This window comes from Catenuloplanes indicus (assembly GCF_030813715.1).
In the GTDB taxonomy this organism is placed as follows: domain Bacteria; phylum Actinomycetota; class Actinomycetes; order Mycobacteriales; family Micromonosporaceae; genus Catenuloplanes; species Catenuloplanes indicus.
Genome location: NZ_JAUSUZ010000001.1, coordinates 1,025,844 through 1,048,405 on the forward strand (window position 1 = coordinate 1,025,844; position 22,562 = coordinate 1,048,405).

The window sequence follows — 22,562 nt, forward strand, 5'->3', positions numbered from 1 at the left end:
ACGGCGCCGGGACCCGGCGCAGTTGACGGCCATAACGCTTTTCCCGGTACGGGTTCGAGCATCTTCTGGAAAAAGGGCACCGCGCTCACGTTATCCGGGAGCGCGCCCACGGGTCATCCCTTGCCGAGGCGTTTTCCGCCGGTTATGTTGGCGCTCACATTTACATCGGTGAATACAAATGTCTTTCGGAGGGAAGTTCTGCGATGAGACGTACCGTCATGTCCGTGCTCGCCGTGGCGGCGGTGGCCGCCGGGGTCGTGATCGGCGGTGTCGCCGAGGCCGGGACCACGCTCGGTACCTCCGCGGCGGAGAAGGGGCGTTACTTCGGCGCCGCGATCGCGGCCGGGAAGCTGGGTGACTCGGTCTACACCGGCATCCTGGACCGCGAGTTCAACTCCGTCACGGCGGAGAACGAGATGAAGTGGGACGCGACCGAACCGTCCCAGGGGCGCTTCAGCTACGGCAACGCGGACCGGATCGTCAACCACGCCCGGTCGCGCGGCATGCTGGTCCGCGGGCACGCGCTGCTCTGGCACCAGCAGCAGCCGGGCTGGGCGCAGAGCCTGTCCGGCAGCGCACTCCGGAACGCCGCGATCAACCACGTCACCCAGGTCGCCACCTACTACCGCGGGAAGATCCACTCCTGGGACGTGGTGAACGAGGCGTTCGCCGACGGCGGTGGCGGCGGGCGGCGCGACTCGAACCTGCAGCGCACCGGCAACGACTGGATCGAGGCCGCGTTCCGGGCCGCACGAGCGGCCGACCCGGGCGCGAAACTCTGCTACAACGACTACAACACGGACGGCATCAACGCGAAGTCGACCGGCATCTACAACATGGTCCGCGATTTCAAGGCCCGTGGCGTACCGATCGACTGTGTGGGTCTCCAATCGCACCTGACGAACTCGGCGCCGTCGGACTATCAGGCCAACCTGCAGCGTTTCGCGGACCTGGGCGTGGACGTGCAGATCACCGAGCTGGACATCTCCGGCAGCAACCAGGCCGGCGCCTACGCCGCGGTGACCCGCGCGTGTCTGGCGGTGGCCCGCTGCACCGGCATCACGGTGTGGGGCATCCGGGACACCGACTCGTGGCGCACCGGCCAGAACCCGCTGCTGTTCGACGGCAACGGCAACAAGAAGGCCGCGTACACGTCGGTGCTGAACGCGCTCAACGGCGGCGGCTCGACCGTGCCGACCGGCGGGCCCTCGTCACCGCCGCCGGCCGGGACCGGCGGCTGCACCGCGAGCGTGTCGCTGAACGCGTGGAACGGCGGGTACGTCGCCACCGTCCGGGTCACCGCCGGATCGTCGGCGATCAACGGCTGGGCGGTCGGCGTGACCGTGCCGTCCGGCGGCGCGATCACCGGTGTGTGGAGCGCGAACGGTTCCGGCACCACCGGCGCGGTCACGTTCCGCAACGTCGACTACAACGGCGCGCTCGCCGCCGGTGCCACCACCGAGTTCGGCTTCCAGGGCACCGGCAGCGGACCCGCGGGCACGCCGTCCTGCCAGGCCGGCTGACCGTACGCGCGCCGGCCGGGATCACCGCGCCAGCGGCGCGCGGACCAGGAACGAGCTGTCGGCACGGAACGCGTCGGTGCCGTCGCCCTGGTCGACCCACAGCTCGTCGCCGCGGTGCCGGAGGAAGTAGCCGGGGTAGTTCTTCGACTCCAGCGCGACCGTGCCGGGCCCGGCGCCGGGGCGCGCGCAGAACGTGGCGTCGCCGCGGAACAGCTCGGTGCGGTCACGGATGTGCAGCACCAGCCGCCAGGACGAGTGCCGCAGGTACCGGCCGTCGGAGAAGCGGAACGTGACGCAGGCCGGGTCGGCCAGGCCGTCCAGCACCTCGAACGTCGCCTGGGCGCGGACCGTCCCGGCGCTGGCCGGACCGGCCGCGGCGAGCACGCCGACGCTGCGGGCGACCGCGACGAACGTACCCGGCGCGTTCGCCGACTCCAGCGACACCGGGCCGGGCCGTACCACGCCGGGCGCCACCGTGCCGGGCGGTGCCGTACCGAACGGTGCCGCACCGGTGGCGTCCGGCGCACCGGGCAGGGTGAGCACGGGAGCGGTCACCGGCGGCGGCGCGGCGACCTCGACGGCGCCGACCGTGACGCCGGTGGCCAGCGCGGCCGCCGTCACGGCCGCCACGATCGGATGCGCCGCGATCGCCTGGGCCAGCGCGCCGGCCGCACCTACCGCGACCGGGCCCGCACCCCCGGCGGCGACCGAGCCGGCCCCCGCGCCGGTGGCGGCCGTGCCCGCGACCAGCGCGGTGCCGGCCGCGGCCTTGCCGAGCGTCGCCTTGGCCAGGACCGCGGCCGCCAGCCCGGCCGGGACCGGCAGCAGCACCAGGGCCGGCAACAGGTGGTCCACCGGCAGCAGACCGCGGGCGGCCGCGCCGCACACCGCGCAGCCGCGCACGTGCCGGGCCGCGCGCTTGCGCCACAGCGGCGCGGGCACGCCGTCCCACCGCTCCAGCACCGCCGCCAGCCGCCGGCACGGTGGCCGGGCCTCCAGTGCCCGGACGACCGCGCGGCTGACCTCGAAACGCTCGCGCATCCGCTGGATCCGCACCCCGGCGTGGGCCACGCTGACACCGAGCGCGGCCGCCAGCTCCGCACGGCTCATCTCCCGCGCGCTCTCCAGCCACCACAGCGCGAGCAGCACCCGGTCGTCCGGGTCGAGCCACCGGCCGGCCCGGCGTGCCGTGCGGCGCTGCGCGAACAGCTCCGCGCGGGCCATCGCCCCGGTCTCGAACGCGGCGTCCGCGACGTCGGCGGCGTCGTCCAGCGGGATCGTCCGCTCGGCGGCCCGGGCGGAGCGCTCCAGATGGGTGCCGACCCGGCGGACCGCGATCGACACCAGCCACAGCCGGAAGCTCTCCGGCTCACGCAGCGACGGCAGGCGGCGCAGCGCCCGGACCATCACGTCCTGCACCACGTCGTCGACGTCCGGCCGCCCGTCCAGCCCGCGGCGCACGATCGTGTAGACCAGCGGGAGGTACGCGGTGACCAGCTCGTCCAGCGCCCGGGCGTCCCCGGCCCGCGCCGCTACGACCAGGCGTGTCTCGTTCTCGCCGACCGCGCGCACGTCACCTCATCCTCCGGAGAGGAGTCGACTGTGAACGATGGCGACCGGCCGCGTCAACACCCCGGAAACATCGATGTCGCGGCGCGGGCCGGGCTCACCCGACCGTGACGGTCGCGCCCAGCCGGTTGAAGCCGGTGACCGCCTCCCACGTCCCGGTGTTCGCGGTGCGGATCGCGTAGTCCGGCCGGTCGCGCAGCAGCGGGTCCGGCAGGTTCAGAAGCAGCTCGTACGCACCGGGTGCGAGCGTGCCGGGCAGCGTGACCGTCTCGGTGACCACCGTGGTGGTGCCGGCGGCCCAGCGGCGCGGGTCGGCGGTCAGCGGCAGCCGGGTGACCGCGCCGGTGGCGGTGGCGCGCAGGATCAGCTCGGCGCCGCGCGGGTTGACCGGCGCGGCCCAGCCGTCGTTGCGCACGCTCAGCCGGACCGGCAGCGCGCCGCCGGCCGTGGCCGTCTCCGGGTACGTGCCGTCGACCAGCGTGAACCGGTAGCCGAGCTGCCGTTCCACGGTGGTCAGGCAGCCACCGGCGCGGAAGCCGCCGATCACGTCCGGGTGGTAGTCGTGGTTGAGGTACGTCCAGTGGAACCGGGCCATCTCCGCGGTCGCGGCCGGGCACTGCGTACGGGTGGCGTGCACGGCGCAGGTCTCGCCGCCCATCGCGGTGTACCGGGTCTCGGCCGCCAGGTACGGGTACTCGACCTCGGTGTCCGTGTAGGTGCCCTGGTCGGTCGCGTCGGCCAGGAAGCAGTCGTTGTGATGACCGGTGCGGGCGGCCGCGGAACCGTCGTAGGCCTGCGCGTCGGTGAGCGCCGCGGTGCCGTACATGGTGCGCTTGAAGTTCGGCGTGCGCAGCTGCACCGTCCGGGTCGCCGGCAGCACCTGAAGGATCTTGTCGTGCACCGCCTTGCGGTTGGCCCGGTCGGCTGCGGTGACGACGCCGTTGTTGCCGAAGTTCTGCGTGTAGTAGCCCTCGCCCCAGGCGCCGACGAAGCCGGACTGCATGACCGCGATGACGTCGGCGTTCCGGCTCAGGTACGGCGCGAGCTGGTCGAGGTGCGCGAGCACGCGGTCCTTCGGCGCGTCCGCGCCGTCCGCGGAGTCGGTGTAGGCGAACCGCAGCACCGTCTTCAGCCCCGCCGCGCGTACGGTGTCGAACTGCTTCTGCAGGTGTGCCAGCGTCGCCGCGTCGATCGGCCCGGCACGGAACTCGCGCAGGTAGAACACGCACATGACCAGCGAGATCTTGGCGTCGGTCCGGTACCCGCGCAGCGTCGCCTCGTCGAACGCGGCCGCGTCGCACTCACCGGCGTGCCGGTACAGGCCGCGCTCCGGGTTCGCGACGATCTCATCGGAGGCCGGATAGGTGACCGTACCGCCGGGCGCGGGCGCGTCCGCGTACCGTTGGGTGATCTTCTCGGAGGTCTGCCCCGGCGCCTCCGCCTGGAAGACCAGGTCGGTGTCGCCGGGCGTGGCGGTCTCCCCGATCGCGGCGCGTGGCAGCGTCCAGGTCGCCACGCCGTCCGCGTGCGTGTGCGGGACCGCGGTGACCATCGTCCAGTTCCAGCCGGAGCCGCCGTGCCGGTAGAGCGTCGCGTTCTCCAGCAGGAACTCCGCGCCGACCCCGCCCTGCGCGAACCCGGTGGCCGCGTCCCGGTCGGTGTCGATGTAGGCGCGGGTGAACTCCGGCGTACCCGAGTACGCGAACCGGTAGGTCACGTCCGTGCCGGTGCTGGTGGCCGACGCCTCGGTGATCGACGCGTTCGCCGTCGCGGCCAGGACGACGCCGAGTCCGGCGGTCAGCGCGAGCGCGAGCCCGCCTCCGGCCCAGCGGAGTATCGATGGCATACGGGTGCCTTTCTGTGCCGTGTCCGGCGTGAAAAGACACGCCTGAGCCGGAAACGCCCCGAATGCGCCGCCTTGCTGCATCACGTGACTCACGCCACAGGGTGGCTGTACCGCCTGATGGTTCTCAGCTGGCGGCGGCGTCGGTGAGGGCGGCGAGGACCGGGTGGATGAGGGGGTGTTCCTCGGCGCCGCGGCGGACCGCGGCGAAGACACGGCGGGTGGGCGCGACGCCGTCGACCGGGCGGACCGCGAGGCCGCTGGCGTCCATGCCGCGCAGCGCGGAGCGGGGGACCAGCGCTACACCGGCACCGGCGGCGGCGAGCGCGACCACGGCCCGGAAGTCGTCGGAGGAGTGCGCGATCATCGGCTGGAAGCCGGCCACCTCGCAGGCCAGCACGACCACGTCGTGGCAGGGATTGCCCGGGTACGGGCTGATCCACGGCTCCTTGGCCAGGCCGGCCAGTGGCACCGCGTCCGGCGCGGCGAGCGGGTGGCCGGCGGGCAGTACCGCGTCGAACGGCTCGGCGTAGAGCGGCACGTGCGTGAGCCGGGGGTCGTCGGCGGCCGGTGCGCCGCGGTACTCGACCGCGATCGCGACGTCGACCTGACGGTCCAGCACCAGCGGCAGTGCCACGTCGCCCTCGGCGTCCTGCACCCGGATCCGGATGCCGGGTGCGGTGGCGGCGAGCCCGGCGATCGCGGGCGCGACGACCCGGACGATCGCGGTGGCGAACGAGGCGATGCTGACCGTACCGGCCGCGCCGGTGTCGAACGCGGCCAGTTCGGCCTCGGCGCGTTCCAGCTGGGCCAGGACCGTGTTGGTGTGGGCGAGCAGGATCTCGCCGGCCGGGGTCAGCCGCACGCCCTTGGCACCCCGGTCGACCAGCCGGTGGCCGGTCTCCTGTTCCAGCGCGGTGAGCTGCTGGGACACCGCGGACGGGGTGAGGAACAGCGCGGCGGCGGCGGCCGTCACCGTACGGTGATCGGCCACCGCCCGCAGGATGTGCAGTCGCCGGACGTCGATCATGTCCGGACGATTGTCGCTCAGCCCTCCAGCGCCGCGCGGGCGGACACGAAAGCGGTGACGGCGCGCTCCACGTCCGCGGCCGAGTGCGCGGCGGACAGCTGCACCCGGATCCGGGCCTGGCCCTGCGGCACCACCGGGTAGGAGAAGCCGATCACGTACACGCCGCGCTCCAGCAGCAGCTGGGCGAGCCGGTCCGCCTTCGCCGCGTCACCGATCATGACGGGCGCGATCGGGTGGTCGCCGGGCAGGATGTCGAAGCCCTCCTCGACCATCCGGCGGCGGAACAGCGCGGTGTTCGCGGTCAGCCGCGCGCGCAGCTCACCGGCGCCCTCGATCAGGTCGAGCACGGTGAGCGACGCGGCCGCGATCACCGGCGCGAGCGTGTTCGAGAAGAGGTACGGCCGGGAGCGCTGGCGCAGCAGCGCCACGATCTCGGCGCGGGCCGCGACGTAGCCGCCGGACGCGCCGCCGAGCGCCTTGCCGAGCGTGCCGGTGACGATGTCGATCCGGTCCAGCACGCCGTGCAGCTCGGGTGTGCCGCGGCCGTGCTCGCCGACGAAGCCGACCGCGTGCGAGTCGTCGACCATGACCATCGCGCCGTACCGGTCGGCCAGGTCGCAGATCTCGCGCAGCGGCGCGACGTAGCCGTCCATCGAGAAGACGCCGTCGGTGACGATCAGCATTCGGCGGGCACCACCGGTGGTCGCCTCGACCAGCTGCTTCTCCAGGTCGGCCATGTCCCGGTTGGCGTACCGGAAGCGGCGGGCCTTGGACAGCCGGATGCCGTCGATGATCGACGCGTGGTTGAGCGCGTCGGAGATGACCGCGTCCTCCGCGCCGAGCAGCGTCTCGAACACGCCGCCGTTCGCGTCGAAGCAGGACGAGTAGAGGATCGTGTCCTCCTGGCCGAGGAACGCCGACAGCCGCGCCTCCAGCTCCTTGTGCACCTCCTGAGTGCCGCAGATGAAGCGCACCGACGCCATGCCGTAGCCCCAGCGGTCCAGCGCCGCGTGCGCGGACGCCACCACCCGCGGGTCGTCGGCCAGGCCGAGGTAGTTGTTGGCGCAGAAGTTCAGCACCGCGTCACCGGTGGTGACGGTGACGTTCGCCGACTGCGGGGTGGTGATCACCCGCTCGGACTTGTGCAGGCCGGCGGCCTTGATCTCGTCGAGGGTGGCGCGCAGGTCGTCGCGCACGGAAGTGAACACGGTCAGTTGCTCCAGTCCAGGATGATCTTGCCACTGCGGCCGCTCGCGGCGTCGGCGAACGCGGCCTCGAAGTCACGGAAGCCGTACCGTCCGGTGATCACGGGCGACAGATCAAGACCGCCCTCCAGCAGTACGGACATGGAGTACCAGGTCTCGAAGATCTCCCGGCCGTACACGCCCTTGATGGTGATCATCGAGGTGACCAGGCGTGCCCAGTCGATCGGGAACTCCTGCGACGGCAGGCCGAGCATCGCGATCTTCCCGCCGTGCGTCATGTTCGCGAGCATGTCGCGCATCGCGGACGGGTGACCGGACATCTCCAGGCCCACGTCGAAACCCTCGCGCAGGCCGAGCATCCGCTGGCCGTCCGCGATCGTGGCCTGCGACACGTCCAGCGCCAGGCTGACACCGATCTTGCGGGCCAGGTCGAGGCGGTCCTCGCTGACGTCGGTGATCATCACGTGCCGCGCGCCGGCGTGCGTGGCCACGGCCGCGGCCATCAGCCCGATCGGGCCGGCGCCGGTGATCAGCACGTCCTCGCCGACCAGCGGGAACGACAGCGCGGTGTGCACCGCGTTGCCGAACGGGTCGAAGATCGCGGCCACGTCCGGGTCGACCGGCACCCGGTGCACCCAGATGTTCGTCGCGGGCAGCACCACGTACTCGGCGAACGCGCCGTCCCGGCCGACACCCAGCCCGACCGTGGCCCGGCACATGTGGCGGCGGCCGGCCAGGCAGTTGCGGCACTTCCCGCAGACCAGGTGTCCCTCGCCGCTGACCAGGTCACCGACCGTGACGTCGGTGACGTTCCGGCCGATCTCGACGACCTCACCGGCGAACTCGTGCCCGACGATCAGCGGCGTGCGGATCGACTGCTGCGCCCAGCCGTCCCAGGCCCGGATGTGCAGGTCGGTGCCGCAGATCCCGGTCCGCCGCACCCGGACCAGCACGTCATCGGCGCCGACGGCCGGTTCGGGCACGTCCGTGAGCCACAGGCCGGGCTCGGCTCTCTCCTTGACCAGTGCCTTCAACGGGTCGGCTCCTCAACGGGCGGAAGTGGGCGATTCAGAGTCAATGTTCACCATTGCCGCCGCACCGGTCCATCGAGGATTTCTTAACCCGGCCCGCAGCACAGCTTCACGCGCCCCAGTCACCGGTACGCACGAAGCGTTCCAGCCGCCGGGCCGGCTCGGCCAGGTCCCAGCCCTTGCCGGCCACCCAGTCGTCGTCGTAGAACGTGCGGCGGTACGGGTCGGCGCCGTCGGCGGCCACGACGACCACGGTGCCGGACTCGCCGGCCCGGCTCATCCGGTGCGCCAGGTGGCAGGCGCCCCAGAGGCAGGCGCCGGTCGACGGGCCGGCCGGCACGCCGAGCGCACCGGCGAGGAAGCGCATGGCGGCCACGCTGGACGCGTCCGGCACCGGGATGACCAGGTCCACCACGGCCGGGTCGAAGGCCGGCTCCATCCGCGGCCGGCCGATGCCCTCGATCCGGGACGGCATGCCGGTCGCGTAGTCGCGGGCATCGGTGACCCAGCCGGGGAAGTACGCCGAGTTCTCCGCGTCGACGACCGCGAGGCGGGTGGCGTGCCCGTGCCGTCGCAGGTAGCGGCCGATCGCCCGGGACGTGGCGCCGGTGCCGGCTCCTGTGACGATCCAGGCCGGCTCCGGGGTGAGGGCGTGCATGATCTCGTCGGGCAGGCCGGGCACACCGTTGTCCAGGTCCGCGTCGATGGCCGGGCCGAGCGTTGACAGGCAGTCCAGGTAGTGCCCGCTCACCTGCCGCGCCAGCCGTTCCGCGTTCTCGTACACGGCCAGCGGCGGGTCGACGCGGTGCACGGTCCCGCCGTGCGCGGCGATCCGGGCGATCCGGTCCGGCGCGGACCTACCGGGGACCACGGCGGTGAACGACAACCCGAGCATCCGGGCGACGTGCGCCTCGGCGACCGCCATGTTCCCGCCGGTCGCCTCCACCAGCGGCGTCCCGCGCCGGACGTCGCCGCGGGCGACGGCGCCGAGAAGCAGGCTGCGGGCGAACCGGTACTTGACGCTCCCGGTGACCCGCGCCGACTCGTCCTTCACCAGGATCGGCACCGACGGCATGGCGGGTAGCGGAAGGCGGTGGAGCGGCGTCGCCCTCTCGGCCGCCCGGTCGGCCTCCAGGAGCCCGGTGGCATACCTGACCCAGTCCCGATCAGACATCGATCACTCCCCCCACCGGCTCACCTCGTACGGCCAAGCCTAGGGGCACCGGCGACCGGACCCCGACCGCGCCGAGGACATCGTGCAGGAGACGCTGGTGCGCGCCTGGCGGCATCCGGAGGAGCGCGACGCCCACGGCAACTGGACCCGGCCCTGGCTGCGCACCGTGGCGCGGCGGATCGCGATCGACCAGATCCGCGCCACGCACGTCCGGCCGCCGGAGTGGCCGTACGATCCGGCGGCGGTCGAGCAGCGCAGCGCCGCCGCCGACGAGATCGACCGGCTGATCGATCGCGGCGAGGTGCTGTCCGCGCTCGCGTCGCTGAACGCGTCGCAGCGCGCGGTGCTGACCGAGACCTACCTGCGGGAACGCACCACGGTGGAGGCGGCCGGGGCAATCGGCGTGCCGGTCGGCACGGTCCGCTCCCGGATGTTCTATGCGCCGCGCGCGCTGCGGGCCGCGTTGCTGCGCCGGGGATTCCGGCCGGCGGACGGCGTCAGCCCGGCTGGATCGAGCCGGTCAGGCCGGCGACCCGGCCGAGGTCGTCGAACGTGGCGCGCAGGCCGGTGCCGCCCGGGTGGCGGGCGGTCACCTCGGCCGGGGTGTCCTCGACCTGCCAGCCCTGCTGGGTGAGGAACGAGGTGACCATCAGCCGGTGGTCGACCGGGAAGCCCTGGAGGATCTGGCCGATGACCGTGAGGACGCGCTCCGGGCGGGCCGGTGCGACGATCTCGGCGGGAAGCCCTTCCAGGTGGAAGAAGAGCGCGCCGCCGTCGTACGGCCCGCGGTAGTAGCAGCGGCCGCTCAGCGCGGACGCGACCAGCGCCAGCTGCCCGCCCTGCGCCCGGTCCAGCGGGAACGACGCCTCGGTCAGCTCCGCGATCCCGGCGTTCGTGCCGTACTGGCGCATCCACATGGCCAGGCCGAGCAGCGCCGGTGGGAGGTCGCTGGCCTCGTTCGCCCACGCCCACAGCCAGGTGCCGTCCCCATGGCTCTCGGTGCCGAGCAGCTGCACCCGGTAGCGCAGGTCACCGCCGAACGTGGCCACCCCCTCGGTCAGGTCGAGCTGCCAGTCACGCTCGCCGAGGTGGTCGGCGAGTGCGAGCTGACGGGCGAAGGCGGTGGCGACGTGGCGGCTGAACAGCTCCTCGAACGGGGTCACGCCCGGATCGTACGTGTCCTGATCAACGGGCCCCGAGGACGTCGGCGGCCCGGTCGATCTCCTCCTCGGTGTTGAAGTAGTGCGGGGACAGGCGCAGGCACCACTCGACGCCCTTGTCCGCGAAGTCGAACCGGGCGTGCTCGCGCAGCGTCACCGAGCTGTTGATGCCGTGGCCGGCCAGCTCCGCCTTCAACGGCTCCGGCTCCGCGCCCGCGACCGCGCAGGTGACGATCGCGCCCAGCTCGGGGCCGCGGTCCAGCACCCGGACGCCGTCGATCCCGCGCAGCCGGTCGCGCAGCGACGCGGCCAGGCCCAGGGCACGCCGGGACAGCGCGGGCACACCGATCCGGCGCGCGTAGCGGATCGCGGCGGTGAGGCCGAGCAGCGCCGCGTACGGGAACTCCCAGTCCTCGAACCGGGCCGCGGACGCGACCGTCCGGTAGTCGCCGGTGCCGGTCCACTGCGCGCCGCGCATGTCGATGAACAGCGGCTCGTAGCCGGCCTCGAGGACGCGCGCGGACACGTACAGCAGACCGGTGCCGCGTGGTCCGCGCAGGAACTTGCGGCCGGTCGCGGTGAGCAGGTCCGCGCCGATGGCGGTCACGTCCAGCGGCAGCTGCCCGATCGACTGGCACGCGTCGACCAGGTACAGCAGGTCCAGCTCGCGGCAGTGCCGGCCGATCTCGGCGACCGGCGCGATCAGGCCGGAGCTGGTCGGGACGTGGGTGACCGCGACCAGCCGGGGCCGGTGCGCGCGCATCAGCGCGGCCATCGCGTCCACGTCCACGCCGCCGCCGGGTGCGTCCGGCGCGTGCACCACGCGCACGCCGCGCCGCCGGGCCAGCGACAGGAACGCGATCTGGTTGGAGATGTAGTCGTCCCGGGTGGTGAGCACGACGTCGCCGGGCGCGAAGTCGATCGCGGACAGCGCGGTCGCGTACGCGTGCGTGCTGTTGTTCGCGAACGCGATCTCCGCCGGCCGCGCGCCGAGCAGCGCCGCCGCCTCGGTGTAGAACCCCTGGATCTGCTCCGCGCGGGCGTCCGCGGCCTCGTAGCCGCCGATCTCGGCCTCCAGCCGCAGGTGCCCGGTCATCGCGTCCAGCACCGGCTCCGGCGGCAGGCTGCTGCCCGCGTTGTTGAGGTGGACCACGCGCGCACAACCGGGGGTGTCGGCACGCAGCGCGGCGACGTCGAGAGTTTCCATACGCGACGATAGCAATCAATACGTGCCGGGTCTTCGCCGGCCTCGGCGTGAATGTGCCCCAGAACGACTACGCGGAGGCGGTGCTCTACCGCGGCACGGCGGCGGAGAACGCGCCGTAGACGGCGCCGGGCACCACAATGGAGTGGTCCGCGGGTCGCGTGCGAAGGAGCCTGAGATGCAGATCATCCGGTACGAGGCGGGCGGTGCCACCCACGTCGGCGCCGCCGGGGACGACGGTGCGGTGCGGCGGCTCGCCGTACCGTCGCTGGGGTCGCTCCTGGCTCTGCCGCTCGACGAGATCCGGTCCGTCGTGGAGCGTGGCGGGCCGGTCGAGGACGGTGTGCCGAGACGGCTTCCGCCGGTGGACGGGCGGACCGAGGTGTGGGCCAGCGGGGTGACGTACGTCCGGTCGCGGGAGGCACGCCGGGAGGAGAGCCGGGCCGCGGACGTGTACTCGCTGGTCTACGACGCGGACCGGCCGGAGCTGTTCTTCAAGAGTGCGGCGTGGCGGGTGTCCGGCGACGGCGAGCCGATCGGCGTGCGGCCGGACTCCGCCGTCGACGTGCCGGAGCCGGAGCTGGCGCTGGTGCTCAACGCGGCCGGCGAGATCGTCGGCTACACGGTCTGCGACGACGTGTCGTCCCGGTCGATCGAGGGCGAGAACCCGCTCTACCTGCCGCAGGCCAAGGTGTACGCGGGCGCGTGCGCGATCGGGCCGGGCATCCGGCCGGCGTGGGAGGTACCGGACCCGGGCGCGCTCGGGATCACGCTCGTGGTGCGGCGCGGTGACCAGGTCGCGTTCGACGGCGCCACCTCCACCGCGCTGCTGCACCGCACACTCGACGAACTGGTCTCCCACCTGTTCCGGTGCACGCACTTCCCGGAGGGCGCGATCCTGTCCACCGGCACCGGCCTGGTCCCGCCGATGGACTTCACACTGCGCGAGGGTGATGTGGTGGAGATCGGCGTCGAGGGCGTGGGCACGCTGAGCAACCCGGTCGTCGCGGCCGTCCCGGAGGCGTTCGCCTGGCTGGCCGCCCGGGCCGGCGATCCGGCACGCTGACGGGTCCGCGCGGACGGCCGTCCAGCCTCGGTCCAACCGGCGTCCAGCGGCCGGCGCCACCGTGTCGCTGGCGGGGCGGTCCGTTCCCGCCGTCCTTCGTGGATCTGTCGGAGAGGGTGGGATTCATGAATCTTCGGTCACTGTGGCGGGCCGCCGCGGCGCTGGTGGTCTTCTCGGCCGCGTCCGTCGCCGGGGTCGCCGGACCGGCCGGCGCGGCACCGGCCGGTGCCGCGCCGGCCGTTTCGTACCGCGTGTCGGTCTCCTCGGACGGCGCGGTCGCGGTCGAGGAGTCCGCGCCGGCCCGCGGCACGTTGCAGCCCGGGCTCAGCAAGCCGCTCGTGCTGCCCGGCGGCGACGGGTTCGGCGCCGACACCGTCATCACCTGCCACGTCTACGGCAGTGGACCGGTGTCGAACGGCTTCATCGTCTCCTTCGTCATCGGCATCGACTGCGTCGGCGGCGTGCCGAGGCAACTGTTCGTGAACCAGAACATCGCCCGGTACCTGCCGAACAACGGCGGCTACATCATCGAGCCGGGCTCGGACGAGACGTGCGTGGAGAACAACTCGGCGGCACTGTTCTGCTACTCGGAGGCCCCGTGCTTCCAGGCCGGCGCGACGTACGACGGATACGCGCTGATCTTCGGCGTCGACGAGAACGGCGTGCTGCACCAGACCGAGTACTACGCGCCACCGCGAGCCCTCGGCTGCGCGGTCTGATCCCGGTCCGCCGCACCGGATCCGGGCGTGCCGTGATCGGCACGCCCGGATCACGTCTCACTGCGGTACGCGGGCGCCGAACGCGTCGCGGGAGACGCCGCTCCACTCGCGCCAGGTCCTCAGGCGCTCCTGGTAGATCGCCTCGACCTCGGGCAGGACGTCGCCCATGACCAGCCGGCGCGGCGGGTTCTCCGCGTCGACGAGCGCGAGGACCGCCGGTACGGTGGCGGCCGGATCGCCCAGGCGGAAGTCCGTCGCGGTGTCGACGTGGGCCTGCGCGTAGTCCGGCAGCTCGGCGCTCTGCCGGAGCGCACCGGCGAAACCGGTCGCGTACGGGCCGGGCTCGACCAGCGTGACGTGGAATCCGAAGCTCGCGGTCTCCTGCGCCAGCGCCTCGGTGAGGCCCTCGACCGCCCACTTCGACGCGTGGTAGGCGCCGAAGCCCGGATAGGCACGGACCCCGCCCTCGCTGGTGATCTGGAGCAGGTGGCCGCCGCGCTGCCGGCGCAGGACCGGCAGCACCGCCTGGGTGACCCAGACCGCGCCGAAGAAGTTCGTCTCCATCTGCTGCCGCAGCTCGCGCTCGGTGAGCTCCTCGACCATGCCGACGTGGCCGTAGCCGGCGCCGTTGACGACCATGTCGAGCCGGCCGAAGCGCCGTACCGCGTGCCCGACCGCGGCGAACACCGCCTCCCGGTCGGTGACGTCGAGCTCCAGCGGCAGGACCGCGTCGCCGAACCGCGTGACGAGATCGTCCAGGCGCGCGGTGTCCCGGGCGGTGGCGACGACACGGTCGCCGCGCTCGAGGGCCGCCTCGGCCCAGATCCGGCCGAGACCGTTGGACGTACCGGTGATGAACCAGATTTTGCTCATGCATCCGAGTCTGGCGAGCCGCACGTCATGCCACCAGCGAATGTCCGGCATGGTAGATATTCCAGAGTGGCATATCTCAACGTGCATCCGCAGCTGCTGCAGGCGCTGCGGACCGTGCTCGACACCGGCTCGCTGACCGCGGCCGCGGAACGGCTCGGCTTCACCCAGTCCGCGCTGTCGAAGCAGATCGCCACGCTGGAGACCGCGGCCGGCACGCCACTGGTCCGGCGCGGGCCGCGCGGCGTGGAGCCGACCGAGGCGGGCACCCGGCTGGCTGCCCGGGCCGCCACGATCCTGGACCAGCTGGACGCGGCGCGGCGCGAGCTGGACGACGCCGCCGCGCCGCTCGACGGGCGGCTCGCGCTCGGCGGGTTCCCGGCCACGGCGATGGAGCTGGTGCCGCGGGCGATCGCCCGGCTGCGCGCGGACCACCCGTCCATCCGGGTCGGCTTCCTGGAGTCCTCGACGCTGGTGCAGATCCGGCGGCTGCGGGCCGGGCGGCTGGACCTCGCGCTGATCGCGGTCGGCGAAGGGCTGCCGGAGTACGACCTGACCGGCATCGAACTGGACCGGCTGCCGGCCGGGCGGCTGCTGGTCGCGGTCGGGCGCCGGCACCGGCTGGCCCGCGCGGACCGGGTCACCGTCGACGACCTGGCCGGTGAGGACTGGGTCGCCGGGCGCGGCGGGCGTTCGGAGCCGCAGTTCGGCGCGTGGCCGACGCTGACCGGCGCCCGGGTGGTGGCCGAGCTGGGCGGCTGGGCGGCCCGGCTCGGCTTCGTCGCGGCCGGGCTCGGCATCATGACCGTGCCGAGCCTCGCGGCCGGGATCCTGCCCGCCGACGTGGTCGCGATCGAGGTCGACGACCCGGCGTGGACCGGGCGCACGCTGTCACTGGCCCGGATCGGCGCGCTCACCCCGGCCGGCGCCGCGGTCCGGTCCGCGCTGATCACCGAGGCCAGCGCGATCGCCGCACGGTCCCGGCCGGGCCCGGCGGATCAGCACCGGAGGTGACGACGGACGGCACCGCACCCCACTCACCACTTTCCGATCACCATGGGTGTCCGGTATGGACACGGAGCGTCCGAAACCCCTACAGTTCGGCCGTAACTTGATCTTCGGTGGCTGACCCAGCGCCACGCAGCCCACGCCGATGGCCTGAGCGTAAAGGACTGACTGGACATGCGGTTTCGTTCCATGGCCCCCGGCCGGCTCACGAGCCGGCCGGCCCGCCTACTGGCAGTGGCCATGGCGGCCGCCGTGAGCGCACTACTGCCGGCATTCCCCGCCGCCGCGCAGCCTGCCCCGGCGCAGGCGCATCTCGAGGGACAGCGGGTGGCGATCAGCAGAACCGGCGCGGAGGCGTTGCCGGGCGGCATCCCGGTGCGCGACACGAGCTCGGTGGATCTGCCCGACCCGGTCTGGCCCGGCGCCGGCGCGACCACCGCCGTCGTGCCCGCGTCCGGCGCGAGTACGGTGACCGCCGCGGGGCTTCCGGTGTCACTGTCCCGGGCGGACGACGCGCTCCCGGCCAGCGTCGGCGTCGAGGTGCTCGACCGGCAGGCGGTGCCGGAACCGCTGAGGGACGGCGTGGTACTGCGCGTCGGCGGCAAGCATGCCACTGCCACCGGCACAGCCGAGGTCGCGGTGGACTACCGTTCCTTCGCACACGCGTACGGCGCGGACTGGGGGTCCCGCCTGCGCCTCTGGCGGCTCCCGGAGTGTGCGCTGACCACGCCGGACCGGCCGGGCTGCTCCCCGGTCGCACTCGACTCGGTCAACGACCCGGCGACCGGCACGGTGACCGCTGCGGCGACGGTCCAGCCGACCGGCACCAACCGGCCCGCGAACAGCCGCGCCGAGCTGGCCGGCGACACCGCCCCCGCACGTACCACCGGCACGCTCCTCATGGTCGCGGCCGCCCCGGACGGCCCGTCCGGGGATTTCACCGTCACCTCGCTGGCCGCCAGTTCCACCTGGAGCGCCGGCGGGAACTCGGGTGGCTTCACCTGGTCGTACGGCATGGACACGCCGCCGGTGCATGCGGGCCCGCAGCCGGTCCTGCAACTGGACTACTCGTCGGCCAGCGTGGACGGACGTACCTCGGCGTCGAACAACCAGCCGTCCTGGCTCGGCGAGGGCTTCGGTATGGAGACCGGCTTCATCGAGCGGCAGTACATCGGCTGCTCGGAGGACACCGATGACGGCGCGAACAACGGCGAATCCACCGTGACCGGCGACCTGTGCTGGCGCACCGACAACGCGACGGTCAGCTTCCAGGGCAGCTCGACCGAGCTGATCCATGAGAAGGGCAAGGGCTGGCACGGCCGTTCTGAGGCCGGCTGGAAGATCGAGCGCCTCGACGACACCACCAACGGCGACAACGACAACGAATACTGGAAGTTGACCGGCACCGACGGGACCCAGTACTTCTTCGGGCGCAACGTCCTGCCCGGACAGGCCGACACCACCAAGTCGGTCTACACCGTGCCGGTCTACGGCAACCACTCCGGCGAGAAATGCCACCGGGCCACGTTCGCCGACTCGGTGTGCGACCAGGCATGGCGGTGGAACCTCGACTACATCGTCGACCCGCACGGCAACACCTCCTCCTACTGGTACGAGCCGGAGCGCAACCAGTACGCCACCCTCGCCACCAGCAGCAAGACCGTCGACTACGTCCGCGGCGGCACGCTGACCCGGATCGACTACGGCACCTGGGACCGCGGCGCCGGCGACCGCTCGGTCACGCCGGCCGCGCAGGTGACGTTCAAGACCGAGGATCGATGCTTGTCCTCCTGCAACACCCACGATCCGAACCAGTGGCCGGACGTACCCTGGGAGGCCGAGTGCGCGCTGGACGCGACCTCCTGCGGCACGAACTACTCCCCCACGTTCTGGTCGACGAAGCGGCTCGGGAAGATCACCACCCAGGTCTGGAACACCGCGGTCAGCCCCGCGGCGTGGCAGCCGGTCACGTCCTGGACCTTCACCCACACGTTCCCGGACCCGCACGACGGCAGCAGCGCCGGCCTGTGGCTGGACTCGATCGTGAAGACCGGCCTGGTCGGCGACGCGATCACGATGCCGCCGGTCACGTTCGACGCGACCCCGATGCCGAACCGGGTGCTCACCTCCACGAACCAGTCCAACTCGTGGCAGCGGCTCACCCGGATCACCACGGAGACCGGCGCGTTCACCGATATCGAGTACACGCTGCCAGACTGCAGGACCGGCGATCTGCCCTCGTCGCCACAGGACAACACGAGGCGCTGCTACCCGGTGATCGGACCCGACCCCTACGACGCGGACGGTCCGGACATCACCGAATGGTGGCACAAGTACCTCGTCACCAAGGTGATCGAGAACGACACGCCGATCGACGACCACCGGTCGCCGTCCATCGTCACCACGTACACCTACCACGGTGACCCGTACTGGGCCTACGCCGACGACGACGGCTTCACCAAGCCGAAGCGGCGGACCTGGAACCAGTTCCGGGGTTACGAGACGGTCGACACGCGTGTCGGCAGCGGCGCGGCGAAGACGTTGAGCCGCACCACGTACCTGCGCGGCCTCGACGGCAGGGTTTCCAAGGCGAGCCTCGGTGAGGACGTCACCGACGAGGAGGCCTTCGCCGGCGCGGTCCGGGAGACGACCGTCTACAACGGCACCACGGACAAGCCGGTCTCCACCACGGTGAACGTGCCCTGGCGGTCCGACCCGACCGCCTCCCGGACCATCAACAAGGACACCGTGCACGCCCGTTTCACCGGCACCCGGGTCAGCTACCGGGGCGAGGCCGTCGGCACGGGCTGGCGGACCGGACGGACCGAGACGACGCGCGAGGGCGTCCACGGCACGGTGATCCAGGTGCAGGACGACGGCGACCTGGCGGTCACCGGCGACGAGACCTGCACGGTCACCGCGTACCACCGCAACACCGAACGGCACATCGTGAGCCTGCCGAAGCAGGTCACGACCACGGCGCTGCCCTGTGACCGGAAGGTCGCCACACCGGACGACATCGTGTCGGACGTACGCAGCTACTACGACGGCGCGGGTGACTTCGGCACGCTGCCCACCCGCGGCACGGTCACCAGAACCGAGTCGATGAGCGGCTGGACCGTGGCCGGCACCCAGTGGCAGACGGTCAGCGCGAGCACCATCGACGAGTCCGGCCGAGCCACCACCACGACCGACGCGCGAGGCAACGTCACGACGATCGAGTACACGCCGGCGAAGGGTGGGCCGGTCACGTCGGTGAAGAGCACGAACGCGCTGAAATGGTCGACCACGGTCGCGAAGAGCCCCTGGTGGGGCACGACGACGAGCACGGCGGACCCCAACGGGCGGGTCTCCACCGCCCGGTACGACGCGCTCGGCCGGGTGTCGGCGGTCTGGGAGGCCGGCTGGGCGGATCCGAGCAAGCCGTCCGCGCGGTACACCTACACCTACGCCGCCGATCGGAACGCGTACCCGTACACGAGGACGGAGACGCTGAACTCGTCGGGCAACTACCTGGTCTCGTACGACATCGTCGACGGTTTCCTCCGGGCCCGGCAGACCCAGACCGCCCCGGCCAGCGGCACTGGCCGGGTGGTCTCCGACACGCTCTACGACGAGTGGGGCCGGGTCAGCGCCGCCTATGGCTCCCATCTGGAGAAGGACGCGCCCTCCGGCGTGCACTGGGGGGACCCGGAATGGTCGATCCCGTCGGTCACCCGCACGGTCTACGACCTCAGCGGGCGCGCCACCGACAGCATCTTCCTCTCCGGTGACGACAGGACGAATCTGGTGGAGAAGTGGCGCAGCCACACCGGCTACGGCGGCGACCGCACCACGGTGACGCCCGCTCGCGGCGGGACGCCGACCACGACGCTCACGGACCTCCAGGGCCGAACCATCGAACTACGGCAGCACACGACCGCCGCCGGCATCGCCGGCGCGTACGTGGCCACGACATACACCTACGACCGCAAGAGCCGCCTGGTGAAGGTGACCGACCCGGCCGGTAACGCGTGGACGTACGGATACGACATCAAGGGCCGCAAGGTGACCGCCACCGACCCCGACCACGGCCTGACGACCACGGCCTACAACGCGTACGACGACGTGGTCAGTACCACGGACGCGCGCGGCGAGGTGCTGGCCTACTCCTACGACTCGCTCGGCCGGAAGACCGGGCTCTTCGACGACTCGGCCAACGGCGCCAAGCGCGCCGAATGGATCTACGACAAGATCCCGAACGGCGGTCCGACGCTGCGCGGCGTACTGACACAGTCGGTCCGGTACGACAACGGCAACGCGTACCGGACCTCGGTGCTCGGCTTCAACACCCGCTACCAGCCGACCTCGGTGGACTACGTCATCCCGGCGGCCGCCGAGGGCTCGCTCGGCGGGTCGTACCTGTTCGCCTACCAGTACGCGGCGGAGGACGGCACGCCGACCGCCATCACCTATCCGGCGGCGGGCAGTCTCACCACGGAGAAGGTGACCACCACCTACGACACCGTTTCCGGCCTGCCGGTGACGCTGGTCAGCAACCTCGCGGGCGGTACCGGCAGCTACGTCACGAAACAGGAGTACACCGCGTTCGGCGAACCGACCCTGTCCCAGCGCATGTTCGCCACCGGTGTGTACGTCGAGAGCACGAACTCGTACTGGGATGACGGGACCCGCCGTTTCAAGGGCACCAAGGTGCTCACCGAGACCGGCGCCCGCACGGTCGTGGACAGCACGTACCAGTGGGACCCGGCCGGCAACATCGAGCGGATCGCGGACACACCGGCGACCGGCGCGGCCGACACGCAGTGTTTCACCTACGACACCGTCAAGCGCCTCACCGCGGCATGGACGCCGAAGTCCGGTGTGCCCTGCGGCACCGCACCGAGCACGGCCGGCCTGGGCGGCCCGGCGCCGTACTGGACCGAGTGGACGTTCGACTCGATCGGTAACCGGACGACCGAGACGCAGCGCGCCGCAGCCGGCACCTCCACCACCACCTACGCGGTCCCGCCGTCCGGGGCGGACTCGGTCCGCCCGCACTCGGTAGCGAGCACCCGCACCGTCACCTCCGGCGTCGCGGCGCCGGCCGACCGCACCTACGGATACGACGCCGCGGGCAACACGATCAGCCGGCCCGGCGTGACCGGCACACAAGCCGTCACCTGGGACGCCGAGAACCGCGTGCAACGCACCGTCGAGGGGAACACCACCACCTCGTACGTGTACGACACCGAGGGCACCCGGCTGATCCGCCGGGACGGCACCGGCCGAACGCTGTACCTGCCCGGCATGGAGGTCCGTCTGCAGCCGGACGGCGCCAAGGTCGCCACCCGCTACTACAGCTTCGGCGGCCAGACGGTCGCATCCCGCACCACCGATCAGATCGCCGGGCTCACCTGGCTGTACAACGATCACCAGGGCACCCAGGGCGTCTCCGTCACGGCCGGCCCGCAGACCGTGTCGATCCGGCGGCAGAGCCCGTACAGCGGGACGCGTGGCGCCGCGGTGACCTGGCCGAACGGCAAGGGCTTCGTCGGCGGGGACCTCGATCCGACCGGTCTGACCCACATCGGGGCACGCGAGTACGACCCGGCCCTGGGCCGGTTCATCTCCGTCGACCCGATCATGGACCTGGAGGATCCACAGCAATGGCACGGGTACGCCTACGCCAACAACAGTCCGGTCACCTCGTCCGATCCGACCGGGCTGCGGACCGACTACTTCGACCCGCCGCCGTGCTCCGCCTCGCTCTGCGGGAAGCCGGAGAACAAGTCCGGCTGCGAGGGCAGCGCCTGCCCGAAGACCACCACACTGTCGTGCCAGAGCGCCGGCGCCGACCTCAACGGCAGCTACAACGGCTCCTACGGCTGTCCCGTCGATGACACGGACTACTCCTACCTGTCGCTGGACCGGCTGGTGCAGCTCTGCGGAGCAGACGTGAACGTCGCCGCGTGCAGCGTCAAGGGGCAGGCGGAGGACGGCGTCCGGGAATGGAAGGCGCTCGCCTGTTGGCTGGGCAGCGCGGTCGGCAAGGACACCAGCCTCTCCTGCCCGCTGATGCATCACTACGCGGAGGGCAGCGGCGAGGACTGGACGGTCGACATCAAGGACCTGATGGCGGCACCGGAGTTCAGCGAGTCGGTGCAGCAGTCGATCGACGAGGTCGCCAAGGCCGGCATCTACAAGTGTGCGGCGCCGCCGTGTGTCTACACCTTCGACACCGGCTGGGCGGCGACGTCCTTCGAGGAGGAGCGCAGCGCGGATCTGTACTTCGGCTACCGCGGGTTCACCTACCAGCTGCGCGGAACGGTGACCGCCTACATCGACCCGGTCAACAAGGGATGGAAGACTTCGGGGAACTATACGGTGTCCGCGTACAAGGCGTGGAACTTCGACGAGGGCGAGGCGCTGATGAAGGTCGTCACCTTCGACGGAGCGTCGAAGGCGGCCGGCATCGGCATCGCCCGTGAGTTCGCCGTGGTCGGCGTGAATTCGCCGCAGTACGGCTGGTAGGAGAAGCATGTCCAGCGCCGTGACGACGGTCCGGAAACACCGTTGGTGGGTCGCCACCGGTGCGGCTGTTCTAGCCGCCGTCACGGCGCTGCTGGTGACCGTGGGACCGTTCGGCCGCCCGGCCGACCCACGGGCCTATCCGGGGGATGACGGCGGCATCACGCTCGATGCCGGTCTCGCCGAGGCCGGTATCGAGGTGCCGGATTGCCTGCGTAACGGCGAACTCCGCTACGCGTTGCACCCGGACCGGGAGCACATCCGCGTTCATCTACGGCTGTCCGGGCCGGTCGACTGCCTCGACACCTTCCTGACGCTCAACGACTATGCCGATGTGCTGGGCGAGAGGCGGATCACCGACCGGCCGGAGAAGGTTCCGCAGACCGCGCCGGAGTGGATGAGCGCCGACCCGGCGCGTGAGTTCGGCTGGAAGGCAGACCCCGGCCGCCGGGTCCATCTCTTCCAGGGCGGGCTGCCGTACTCGGTCGACGTGGTGGCACAGCAGACCGCGAACGGGACGTACCTGGCGTACGTCTACGCCTTCTACGGCCACTGAGCACACGGTGTTCCTGACGGACTGGCGGGCCTGCGCGGGCAGTGCGGTCACCGGCGCACTGGTGTTCGCCGGCTTGCTGGCCGGGACGGTGGCC

15 protein-coding genes and 1 pseudogene are annotated in these 22,562 nt (G+C 72.0%); 7 read left to right on the top strand and 9 right to left on the bottom strand.

The genetic code is table 11. From position 1 onward, the window contains the following. Positions 1–203: 203 nt before the first annotated feature. Positions 204–1,523, top strand: coding sequence for a glycoside hydrolase family 10 protein (locus J2S42_RS04940; protein ID WP_307235640.1), 1,320 nt, complete (start codon positions 204–206; stop codon positions 1,521–1,523). A 21-nt stretch (positions 1,524–1,544) separates the two neighbouring features. Here J2S42_RS04940 and J2S42_RS04945 read toward each other — a convergent pair whose 3' ends face one another. The 6 genes from J2S42_RS04945 to J2S42_RS04970 all read right to left on the bottom strand — a co-directional run bounded on the left by J2S42_RS04945 (position 1,545) and on the right by J2S42_RS04970 (position 9,375). Then, positions 1,545–3,095: a sigma-70 family RNA polymerase sigma factor gene (locus J2S42_RS04945; RefSeq protein WP_307235642.1), complete on the bottom strand. Its 1,551-nt coding sequence runs from the start codon at positions 3,093–3,095 to the stop codon at positions 1,545–1,547. Positions 3,096–3,189: 94 nt separating this feature from the next. Then, positions 3,190–4,938 carry a DUF4832 domain-containing protein gene (locus tag J2S42_RS04950; protein ID WP_307235644.1) on the bottom strand — a complete coding sequence of 583 codons (1,749 nt, stop codon included), beginning with the start codon at positions 4,936–4,938 and terminating at the stop codon, positions 3,190–3,192. Between the two features lie 124 nt (positions 4,939–5,062). Beyond that, on the bottom strand, positions 5,063–5,965 hold the full coding sequence (locus tag J2S42_RS04955; RefSeq protein WP_307235646.1) for a LysR family transcriptional regulator: 903 nt from the start codon (positions 5,963–5,965) through the stop codon (positions 5,063–5,065). Between the two features lie 17 nt (positions 5,966–5,982). Further along, positions 5,983–7,173, bottom strand: a complete 1,191-nt coding sequence (locus tag J2S42_RS04960; RefSeq protein ID WP_307235648.1) for a glycine C-acetyltransferase — start codon at positions 7,171–7,173, stop codon at positions 5,983–5,985. A 2-nt stretch (positions 7,174–7,175) separates the two neighbouring features. Beyond that, entirely contained in the window at positions 7,176–8,204 is a 1,029-nt protein-coding gene (gene tdh, locus J2S42_RS04965; protein WP_307235649.1) for an L-threonine 3-dehydrogenase, read from the bottom strand. 106 nt (positions 8,205–8,310) lie between these two features. Beyond that, positions 8,311–9,375, bottom strand: a complete 1,065-nt coding sequence (locus J2S42_RS04970) for a PLP-dependent cysteine synthase family protein (protein WP_307235651.1) — start codon at positions 9,373–9,375, stop codon at positions 8,311–8,313. Positions 9,376–9,439: 64 nt separating this feature from the next. On the opposite strand from J2S42_RS04970, the pseudogene J2S42_RS04975 reads away from it, so the two are divergent. After that, positions 9,440–9,826: pseudogene (locus J2S42_RS04975) on the top strand (sigma-70 family RNA polymerase sigma factor); the annotation flags it as partial. A gap of 46 nt (positions 9,827–9,872) precedes the next feature. On the opposite strand, the gene J2S42_RS04980 reads toward J2S42_RS04975, so the two are convergent. Both J2S42_RS04980 and J2S42_RS04985 read right to left on the bottom strand, forming a co-directional pair. Then, positions 9,873–10,538, bottom strand: coding sequence for a DUF6882 domain-containing protein (locus J2S42_RS04980; protein ID WP_307235653.1), 666 nt, complete (start codon positions 10,536–10,538; stop codon positions 9,873–9,875). A 22-nt stretch (positions 10,539–10,560) separates the two neighbouring features. Then, positions 10,561–11,742 (bottom strand): aminotransferase class V-fold PLP-dependent enzyme, encoded by a 1,182-nt coding sequence (locus tag J2S42_RS04985; RefSeq protein ID WP_307235655.1) that lies wholly within the window; start codon positions 11,740–11,742, stop codon positions 10,561–10,563. Between the two features lie 175 nt (positions 11,743–11,917). Here J2S42_RS04985 and J2S42_RS04990 point away from each other — a divergent pair, with 175 nt between their 5' ends. Continuing rightward, positions 11,918–12,805, top strand: coding sequence for a fumarylacetoacetate hydrolase family protein (locus tag J2S42_RS04990; protein WP_307235656.1), 888 nt, complete (start codon positions 11,918–11,920; stop codon positions 12,803–12,805). 125 nt (positions 12,806–12,930) lie between these two features. Further along, the gene (locus tag J2S42_RS04995) at positions 12,931–13,524 is read left to right on the top strand and encodes a hypothetical protein (RefSeq protein ID WP_307235657.1); all 594 of its coding nucleotides are present in this window, start codon (positions 12,931–12,933) and stop codon (positions 13,522–13,524) included. Between the two features lie 57 nt (positions 13,525–13,581). Here the strand turns inward: J2S42_RS04995 and J2S42_RS05000 are convergent, their stop codons facing one another. Then, positions 13,582–14,397, bottom strand: coding sequence for an SDR family NAD(P)-dependent oxidoreductase (locus tag J2S42_RS05000; protein ID WP_307235659.1), 816 nt, complete (start codon positions 14,395–14,397; stop codon positions 13,582–13,584). A 66-nt stretch (positions 14,398–14,463) separates the two neighbouring features. On the opposite strand from J2S42_RS05000, the gene J2S42_RS05005 reads away from it, so the two are divergent. From J2S42_RS05005 to J2S42_RS05015, 3 genes are all read left to right on the top strand, one after another. After that, on the top strand, positions 14,464–15,408 hold the full coding sequence (locus tag J2S42_RS05005) for a LysR family transcriptional regulator (RefSeq protein WP_307235661.1): 945 nt from the start codon (positions 14,464–14,466) through the stop codon (positions 15,406–15,408). Between the two features lie 321 nt (positions 15,409–15,729). Then, complete coding sequence (locus J2S42_RS05010; protein ID WP_307235663.1) at positions 15,730–21,915, top strand: RHS repeat domain-containing protein; 6,186 nt, start codon at positions 15,730–15,732, stop codon at positions 21,913–21,915. A 7-nt stretch (positions 21,916–21,922) separates the two neighbouring features. Beyond that, a complete protein-coding gene (locus J2S42_RS05015) occupies positions 21,923–22,468 on the top strand; it encodes a hypothetical protein (RefSeq protein WP_307235665.1) in 546 nt (181 codons plus the stop codon). Positions 22,469–22,562 lie beyond the last annotated feature (94 nt).